This is a genomic window from Candidatus Methanoperedens nitratireducens (assembly GCF_900196725.1).
GTDB classification, from domain to species: Archaea; Halobacteriota; Methanosarcinia; order Methanosarcinales; family Methanoperedenaceae; genus Methanoperedens; species Methanoperedens nitroreducens_A.
The window spans coordinates 1-8,107 of the sequence record NZ_FZMP01000072.1 but is presented as its reverse complement, the minus strand read 5'-3'; the positions used below and the strand labels follow the sequence as shown (position 1 = coordinate 8,107).

Genomic DNA, 8,107 nt, shown 5'->3' with positions numbered 1-8,107 from the left:
GATGTTGTATTGGGAAATGTTTCTGTACTTGGAAATGTTCCTGGAAAAGACATTAACGAAATGTCCTTTGACGAACTGCTGACCGAAAAGAGCGCCATGTTTGAATCTATACTGGCTCTTGAAAATAAATTCAATGCTGGAGAGATTGCAGATGAAGAGTACAAAGAACTCAAGAAAGAATACAAGGAAAAGTCAGTAGCCGTTATAAAACAATTAAAAGAAGTTGCATTAAACCTTGATCTTAACCAGCCTGTACCCACACTTGAGAAGATAATAGCGCATGTGGATGACATAGATATCCTGGAAGAGCTGCTTGAGCGTGAGAAAGAAGGAGACAACAGGGACGAGCTGAAGAAGACTATTGAACAGCGGATAGAGGACATAGAACAGAATGAGTAACCATTCAGGAAAGAGCGGGGCAACCCGCATCTCCTCTATCAATCGGAGCCTGTAGAGATAAATGATGAATACGGGGGCATTGTATGTTCAAAATAATCATTCTTTTTATTTTGATATCGGGAATTGTTCCAGTAAATGCTCTCACGGCAGAAGGAGATATGACCTCCCATCTTATTTGCCCCTGCGAATGCGCTATGATTATTTCAACATGCGATTGCTCCACTGCTATACAGGTTAAAAAAGAAATAAATTCAATGAAGGAAGTGAGTTTTTCAGAAAAACAGATATTTTCAGCACTTCAAGCAGAATACGGCAAGGAAATTCTAGCACATCCTGAAAAGGCCAGTTCAATGTCATTATGGATGGGCGGTATATCTTTAGCCTTTGTTTTCGTGCTTCTTGGATACATTATAACTAAAAGACCAAATCTGAGGATTAGACCTGACATACCTGACAAGCAAAAATACGAACAACTGTTTGAAGAAGAATATCAGAAATTTGTCTCTGAGGTGGAAGAAAAGTGAAAACAACTCTAAAGGGATCCATTTTAGTGCTCGTAGTAATATTTTATTTCATAAGCATTGCCTCTTCTCAAACCGATAAAAGCATTGAGAGCGAAAAAATTATTGGAAATGTCACCAATGAACATAATCTGAGTAACCAGAGCTACAATATTAAAGTCGTTCTAGATCATATTTTCATCTCAAAAGAAAACAGTTCTCTCAAAATATCCGAGAGCGTTGTGTTTAGGAATGAAGGACCAGAGATTTACTACAGTAAGGATAACCATACATTCTTTGCAATATCAACCCCGCAGGATATTAAAAATCTGAAAACCCAGGCAATGGAATGCTGCCTTGTGCAGGAAGAAGGAGTTGTGTTTATGGATCCGATGCAGCCTATTAAGCCGGGGGATAACTTTGAGATGCAGGTATCTTATACGCTCCCGTCACAGAGTTCAGGATACGTGTTTAATAAAAGTGCAGTGTACAATACCACCTCTCTTTTATTGTTCGTTGATAAAAAAAGTGGAATTGACCTTGAAGGATTATATGAGACACTTACACTTGCCGGAAATGAATATAATGTTATTACTTTTAACGACCTCAAGGCAGGAGAAACTGCCAGCATTCCAATTAAAATGACGCAAGAGCGAAATTATCTATATGCTGTGATCGGTTTGATTTCTTTATTTTCAATAGGTTTAGTTTATCGTTTTAAGGATAAAATCCTCAGGAAAGTAGGAAAAGCATACACTCTGGAAGAACTTGAGCTTGAGAAAAAAAAGATTTTCCAGACAATTCACGGATTTGAGAAACATGCTGGGGCTGAAAGTTCCGAGGAGTACAGGAGATTGATGGATGAGTACCGGCAGAAGGCAATCCAGATATTTATTAAAATAGATAAAATAAAGAATAAAATTTAATCGGGAGGTATAAGGGAATATGTCGAAGTTAAGAAAAAATAAAAGAAAGATGCTAAAAGAAGGACGAGATAATCCGGCAAAACTGCCGTATATGAGCGTTCTGTTCGTAGTGATTATTATTGCGATTTTTGGGTCTGCTGCGTATTTAGTTATGAGCAAAACCGCATCCCTGGAGCCAGAGGACAAAGATGCTATTAAAATGACAATCAGTATGTCTGGTTTTGAGCCTAATGTACTCAGGGCAAAAGTTGGACAGCCTGTGAAAATAAACCTGATAAATCCAGATAACTCAATGCATACAGACGGGGGCGGGATTCATAATTTCATCCTTACCGCAGGCTTAGCCAATGTGAATCTTACAGTCCTACCTGAGAGCCAGAAGGTTTTCAGCTTCACCCCCACACAGACAGGAGAATATCACTGGTACTGCGATTCATGCTGCGGAGGTAAGGAGAATCCCAGCATGCACGGAACTCTTATAGTTGCTTGAAGGAAAAGAAATATGGCAATCGACCCCCAAACGCTAACACTTCCCATTGTAATGGTTGCAGGTTTAATTGACGGCTTTAACCCGTGCGCTTTTGCGGTCCTGCTGCTGTTCATAACCTTTACCATGGGCATGCTCCAGATGAATACAGACTACAGGTTCGGGTTATTGAGGGTGGGCTCGATATACATAAGCGGCATATTCGTAACATACGTGTTAATAGGAGTGGGATTTCTTGGCGCCATATCCTTCTTTTCCACAACCCATGCTGTGGGCAAGGCAGCCGCTTTTATTTCCATGATACTTGGCGTCGTCATTATGAAAGATTACTTCATACCTGGCGGATTCGGGATTGCAATACCTAAAAGCCTGCATGCACCACTGAATAACTGGATAAGACGCACATCGGCGCCCGGTGTTTTTGGCGCAGGCGTCCTTGTGGGGCTGTGCACTGTTCCATGCAGCGGCGGAATATATCTTGCAGTTCTGGGACTCCTGTCGCTGCAATCCACGCTTGCTCAGGGTGTACTGTACCTTTTGCTCTACAACCTGATGCTTATCGTACCTCTCGTGGCAGTGCTGCTCGCTTCCTCGAACATGGTTGTGGTCGATAAAATGATATCGTGGCAGTCCAGGAATAAAACAAAGGTGAGGCTGTTAATGGGTTCATTTATGGTAGCTATGGGATTTGTGATACTATTGATAATATAACCGGAGGATGATATGAAATCAAAATTTATTCCTGTTGCAATTGCGATCTCTGCAATTTTAGTAATTGCATATACTTTAGTTAGCGGCACACAGTTAATAGACAAAAAGAGCGATGAAATCTTCGGTCGTGAAAACATAAGCAAATCTTGGAAGGTCGAACTTCCGGAATTTGCGCAAAAAACAGGGCGTGTAGCAGAAGCTTACATCTATGCGGTGCAGAATCAGGATAAGGTCATGTACCTTGCCTGCTACTGTGGCTGTGCAGGCATGCAGCACTCTGATAAACTACTTTCGCATAAGAGCCTGAAGGACTGTTACATCAAGCCTGATGGCAGCTATGAGCCGCATGCCTCGGAGTGCAAGCTGTGTAATGATATAACACTTGAAGCGAGAGATCTGTTGATGAAAGGATATTCGCTAAAAGATGTAAGAAAAATCATTGATGATGCGTATTCAGGCAGGGGCGTTGGAACAAATACGACGCTTCCGCCGTAACATATAACTTTACAATGGACGTAAAATACATATAGTCAAATCATAAAAAGGAGAAAACAAAAATATGCAGATAGATCCAGTTTGTGGAATGCAGGTTGATGAAAGGAATGCACAGTATAAGACAGAATATAAAGGCAAGACCTATTACTTCTGTGCACCGGGTTGTAAGAAAGCGTTTGAGTCTGAGCCTGAGAAGTACCTAAAAGGCGGACCTGTAGGTATGGGTGGAGAAGGCAGAAAACCCTGGTGGAAATTCTGGTAAAGAGATGAGCTTACATGAAAATAACAGGAATTATAATCGCACTGTTGATCCTGGTTACAGCTTCAATTAGTGGATGTATATCGAGCAGCGAACCTAAAACCGAAGAATCTGTAACTACTGATACACCAGCCATAGCAGAGACACAGGTCTCCACCGAAGGGTCGCCGGGGACGAAAGAGAATTCAGAAGCCGGAGTGACCATTACTGCCGTGTATCTTGGCAATAACGCCTTTGATATTAAACTGGATACACACTCAGGCTCGCTTGACTATGAGATGGCAAAGATATCCTACATACGCGATAGCAGAGGGAATATCATCAAACCTGAATCATGGGACGGGGGCATCGGAGGGCATCACTTCGAAGGTACCCTGAAGTTCCCGAAATTCGATGATAGCGCAGGTTTTGAGTTAGTCATTCAGGAAGTTGCAGAAGTAAAAGAAAGGGTCTTGAAGTGGTAAGAGTATGACAGGAAAGCAAAATATCCGGGAACTATTAAAAAACCCTTTTATTTTCGGAGGAGCCGCAGGACTGCTTGTGGTACTCTTTAATATTTCAATCGCTTCCTTAGCCGAAGGCTCCTTTGAAAAGGGATACGAAGTATTTCTTGCCAACGGTATATTTGTGTACCTTATTCCTCTTGCAGTTGGGGTGCAGATGGGTCTTTTCAGGTACCACAGGAATCTGATAAATGGGAATGTATCAGGTTCTGAGAAAGCGGGCATGGCAGGTTCTGCCACCTCATCGCTTGCTATGCTGGCATGCTGTCTTCATCATGTGAGCGATCTATTGCCTGCTGTGAGTTTTATCCTTGCAACATCATCATTCCTTACCGAGTATAAGGATACTATTATCATCATCGGGCTATCAGTCAATATGGCTGGCAGCGCGTACATCGCAAGAGCAATCTTAAAAGACAGATCGATCATCGCAACAGGGAAAAGCTGCTGTGTACGAGGTGATTGAATGAAAAAAGAGGTATATACAGTCATCATTGTGGCTGCTGTGCTTATTATATATTTCTCGTTCCTGTCCGATAGCAGAAAAAGCATCTTCACCGAAAAACTGGGTGACATGACCCTGACAGAGTATGAGACAGAAAATGCTGCTGCCCAGGCGATCTCCAGTATATACGCTTTAAGAAACATACCTCTTGCAAAGGGATACTATGCAGTATACAGCGGCAGGAAAGGAACCATGCGTATGTGGGTTGCCGAGCCGACTGACCATAACATTGCAAATGACGCTTTCAATTCTATGAACTCAATGCTGGGCGCATCGAGCGGACATGAGGAGCATGAATATTCAGGTGATGTGGGTCAGACAGAGTCACACGGCGGGCATAGCGGCGAGGACATGGCGAACGGCACAAAACCTGTAAAGCTGGAGTTTATGGAATTCGTTAAGCCTGAAGTGTACATGATAAAAATAAACGATATGTCCAACTACTATTATTTCAAAATGAATTACAATATGGGACGGATCTACTGGATATCCTTTGATTCACCTGATACAGATTATCAATTATCTATCGTGAAGCAGGCAGTGATGGACATATAGGAGGCATTATGAGGAAAAACAAATCCGAACTGTATCTTATACTGTTCATAATCGCCGTAGTAGCGGGAACCGTACTTCTTTATACTCAAATGCAGGAGAAAAGTAACTCTGGCATCTTTCCTGAAAAACTTGGTGACATGAACCTTGCTCTCTACAGGGATGGAGATGCAGCCATGGCAGAGGTTAAACAACTACATGGCAATAGTCCCATTGTAGAAATAGAGAACGCCTACATAGCAAATTACAGGAGTACAACAGATAGTAAAGCTAAATTCTGGGTATCAGAATCTAAAAACAGCGAGGATGCAGCATCACTTCTTGCAGCTATGAATAGCAGGGTTGGAAAAACAGGTGTGTTCAGCGACTCTACGCCTATGAGCATAGATGGTATTACGGTTTATTTTGTAAAAGGGCTAAGACCTGAGCTTGGTTTGTATCATTATTTCTATGCCAAAGATAACAGAGTATTCTGGATACAGATAGATAATCCGGATGAAGCTTACAGGCTCGGCATCGTTAAAGAGTCTATAAAGCGGATTTAGCGGCATGAGGAGAAGAAAAAATAATTTTTATTGGATAATAATTTTGGCTGCAGTAACAATAGCAGCTTCTGCTGCACTCCTTTATCAGAGTGAAAAAACGCTTTTTCCAGAGAAACTCGGTGATATGGAGCTTAAACTTCACAGGGAAGGGGATGTGGCTATACGCGAGATAAAAGGTTCTCATTCAGCAAAAGATAATATCAACCCCGAAGAAGCCCATATAGCGCGCTACAGGAACAGTGCAGGCAGCAGGGCGACTGTATCTGTAACACTGGCGGAAACAAACCAGCGGGCAGTGGAAAAAGTGGAGAACATGAACCGCGGTATGGGCGGTATGTTCAGCACACCGAAAATAGTAGAAATAAACGATCTAAAGATATATTATACGGAGGGTGGCGGCGAATACCATTACTACTATGCCAAAAACGATTTTGTGGTCTGGATAGCCCTCAGCAATTCCGATAAACTGTACCAATCAAAGCTCATGAATGAAGCTATTAAAAACATAGGCGGGTAGATATGAGAAAATTTTTTGGTGACCTTATCGCGCTCGGGTTCATAGTGCTCATGGTCTTAGTGCTGCTCAAAGGTTTCGGAGTGCTCCTCGGCCTTGAAAGCCCTGAGAATATCGAAGGAGGAGGGCATCATTTTCTCACTGAGTATGCCTACAGCAACTGGGTCGCTGCGCTCCTGAGCATCGGGATTTTTTCCTTCTTCGTGCTGAGCTTCCTTACCCCGCTCAAGAAACAGAACTGGCGAACCCTGGGTTTATATGAGGCGTTCATAGTGGCTCTATTCACAGAGATGTACGGCTTCCCTCTGACGATATACGTGCTTTCCTCGGTATTCGGTCTGCAGCTCTCGCTCGGGCACATACAGGGACACCTGCTGGACGTATTTTTAGCAAGGACAGGTATTATGAGCACCGAGAGCGCATGGGCGTTTGTAATGGTGGCAAGTAGCGCCATCATATTCCTCGGGCTTTTCCTGATGTCAAAAGGCTGGGGCAGGATACATGCCGCTTCAGGAGAACTGGTGACAGACGGTGTTTATAGGTATATCAGGCATAAGCTTGCGAAAAGAGAGGAAAAAGAAGCTGGAGAGGCATTTAGTGAAAGATATGAAGAGTATAAGCGGCGCACGCCCATGTTCTTCCCGTTGATAAAAAGTAGAACTTAATAAAAACGTTAAGTAGATTTAAAATCAGATTAATATGACTGTCACATTATGGATTTCACTCGGATTTCTGGCAATAGCATCCATACTTCCAAAAGCCTATAATTCCAGATTCTTATTTGGGGGTTCTGGCTGGATATTCCTCGCCATCTACTGGTCTTTGCAGCCGCCATCTTATACTGAGATACAGGATTATTTTAATGCTTTTTTAGTTGTCGTTGCTGCAATATTATCTCTTTTCATAGCATATATCACGTTCCAGGCAAGGAATAAGAAAGGAGAAAGTTATGAAGTACTTATTTCATTATCCAGGGCAGCATCTGTAGGCGGTTTGATCTATTTCCTGTTTGTGGACGTGGATTTCTTAAATGTCGGGATAATATCGCTGGTTACAAATCAGACCATCTGGGTTGTTGAGCAGTTAGGATTCCCGGTAGCTCAAGTGGCGTGGAATCAACTGGCAGTTAATGGTCTGGCAGTTGAGATAATCCTTGCATGCACAGCCATTGAAAGCATAGCTTTATTCACAGGATTAATTTCATCTGCCACAAGGACGGCTCTTACACAAAAATTCAAGGCGTTTATGATTTCAGTGCCTGTTATTTATGCGCTGAATCTGCTGAGAACCTCCTTCACGGCTTCTGCTTATGGTTTTGCATGGTTTGGTACACCTGATGAAAGTTTCCATATAACAGAGCATTTCATCGCAAAAATAGGCTCTCTGATTGCTTTGTTTATAATCTCATATATGATCCTCAAAATGCTGCCTGAGATTACGGATATGATTGACGGTACCGTGAAAATGCTGAGAATTGAATTTCGCAGGCTGGCTATGAGGGAAAGTTGAGAAATATTGGATTCATTTATGGATTCTGTGGAGGATGAGGAGTTATTACTGACTTTTACCAGTTCATAAAAGAGAATTATATTGAAGGTATTGTTAATGACACCAGCTATAACCATATTGATATGCTCACATATCTCATTATTTTATTCGCGGGTGTTTATGTTGTATTAAACTTATTAAGGATTGATGATTAAATAACATT

At 42.1% G+C, this 8,107-nt stretch carries 15 protein-coding genes; all 15 read left to right on the top strand.

All coding sequences use genetic code 11. The features are described 5' to 3' along the window. Positions 1 to 399, top strand: a 399-nt coding sequence (locus tag MNV_RS19405; protein WP_179293824.1) for a hypothetical protein, incomplete at its 5' end; no start/stop codon positions are given. 83 nt (positions 400 to 482) lie between these two features. Beyond that, positions 483 to 923, top strand: a complete 441-nt coding sequence (locus MNV_RS05775; protein WP_096204403.1) for a cytochrome c-type biogenesis protein CcmH — start codon at positions 483 to 485, stop codon at positions 921 to 923. Then, positions 920 to 1,825 carry a hypothetical protein gene (locus MNV_RS05770; protein WP_096204402.1) on the top strand — a complete coding sequence of 302 codons (906 nt, stop codon included), beginning with the start codon at positions 920 to 922 and terminating at the stop codon, positions 1,823 to 1,825. Before MNV_RS05775 ends, MNV_RS05770 begins: the two co-directional genes overlap by 4 nt. A gap of 19 nt (positions 1,826 to 1,844) precedes the next feature. After that, on the top strand, positions 1,845 to 2,315 hold the full coding sequence (locus MNV_RS05765; RefSeq protein WP_096204401.1) for a cupredoxin domain-containing protein: 471 nt from the start codon (positions 1,845 to 1,847) through the stop codon (positions 2,313 to 2,315). 12 nt (positions 2,316 to 2,327) lie between these two features. Continuing rightward, positions 2,328 to 3,023 (top strand): cytochrome c biogenesis CcdA family protein, encoded by a 696-nt coding sequence (locus MNV_RS05760; RefSeq protein WP_096204400.1) that lies wholly within the window; start codon positions 2,328 to 2,330, stop codon positions 3,021 to 3,023. A 12-nt stretch (positions 3,024 to 3,035) separates the two neighbouring features. After that, positions 3,036 to 3,518 (top strand): PCYCGC motif-containing (lipo)protein, encoded by a 483-nt coding sequence (locus MNV_RS05755; protein ID WP_096204399.1) that lies wholly within the window; start codon positions 3,036 to 3,038, stop codon positions 3,516 to 3,518. A gap of 64 nt (positions 3,519 to 3,582) precedes the next feature. Then, positions 3,583 to 3,780 carry a YHS domain-containing protein gene (locus MNV_RS05750; RefSeq protein WP_096204398.1) on the top strand — a complete coding sequence of 66 codons (198 nt, stop codon included), beginning with the start codon at positions 3,583 to 3,585 and terminating at the stop codon, positions 3,778 to 3,780. A 14-nt stretch (positions 3,781 to 3,794) separates the two neighbouring features. Next, on the top strand, positions 3,795 to 4,241 hold the full coding sequence (locus tag MNV_RS05745) for a hypothetical protein (RefSeq protein WP_096204397.1): 447 nt from the start codon (positions 3,795 to 3,797) through the stop codon (positions 4,239 to 4,241). A gap of 4 nt (positions 4,242 to 4,245) precedes the next feature. Then, a complete protein-coding gene (locus MNV_RS05740) occupies positions 4,246 to 4,746 on the top strand; it encodes a hypothetical protein (protein WP_096204396.1) in 501 nt (166 codons plus the stop codon). Further along, a complete protein-coding gene (locus MNV_RS05735; protein WP_096204395.1) occupies positions 4,747 to 5,340 on the top strand; it encodes a hypothetical protein in 594 nt (197 codons plus the stop codon). An 8-nt stretch (positions 5,341 to 5,348) separates the two neighbouring features. Beyond that, on the top strand, positions 5,349 to 5,882 hold the full coding sequence (locus MNV_RS05730) for a hypothetical protein (protein ID WP_096204394.1): 534 nt from the start codon (positions 5,349 to 5,351) through the stop codon (positions 5,880 to 5,882). A gap of 43 nt (positions 5,883 to 5,925) precedes the next feature. After that, positions 5,926 to 6,399 (top strand): hypothetical protein, encoded by a 474-nt coding sequence (locus MNV_RS05725; protein WP_143311656.1) that lies wholly within the window; start codon positions 5,926 to 5,928, stop codon positions 6,397 to 6,399. Between the two features lie 2 nt (positions 6,400 to 6,401). After that, entirely contained in the window at positions 6,402 to 7,061 is a 660-nt protein-coding gene (locus tag MNV_RS05720; protein WP_096204392.1) for a methyltransferase family protein, read from the top strand. A gap of 34 nt (positions 7,062 to 7,095) precedes the next feature. Continuing rightward, a complete protein-coding gene (artA, locus tag MNV_RS05715) occupies positions 7,096 to 7,905 on the top strand; it encodes an archaeosortase A (RefSeq protein WP_096204391.1) in 810 nt (269 codons plus the stop codon). Between the two features lie 44 nt (positions 7,906 to 7,949). Further along, the gene (locus MNV_RS21185) at positions 7,950 to 8,099 is read left to right on the top strand and encodes a DUF63 family protein (protein WP_096204405.1); all 150 of its coding nucleotides are present in this window, start codon (positions 7,950 to 7,952) and stop codon (positions 8,097 to 8,099) included. Positions 8,100 to 8,107: the final 8 nt, after the last annotated feature.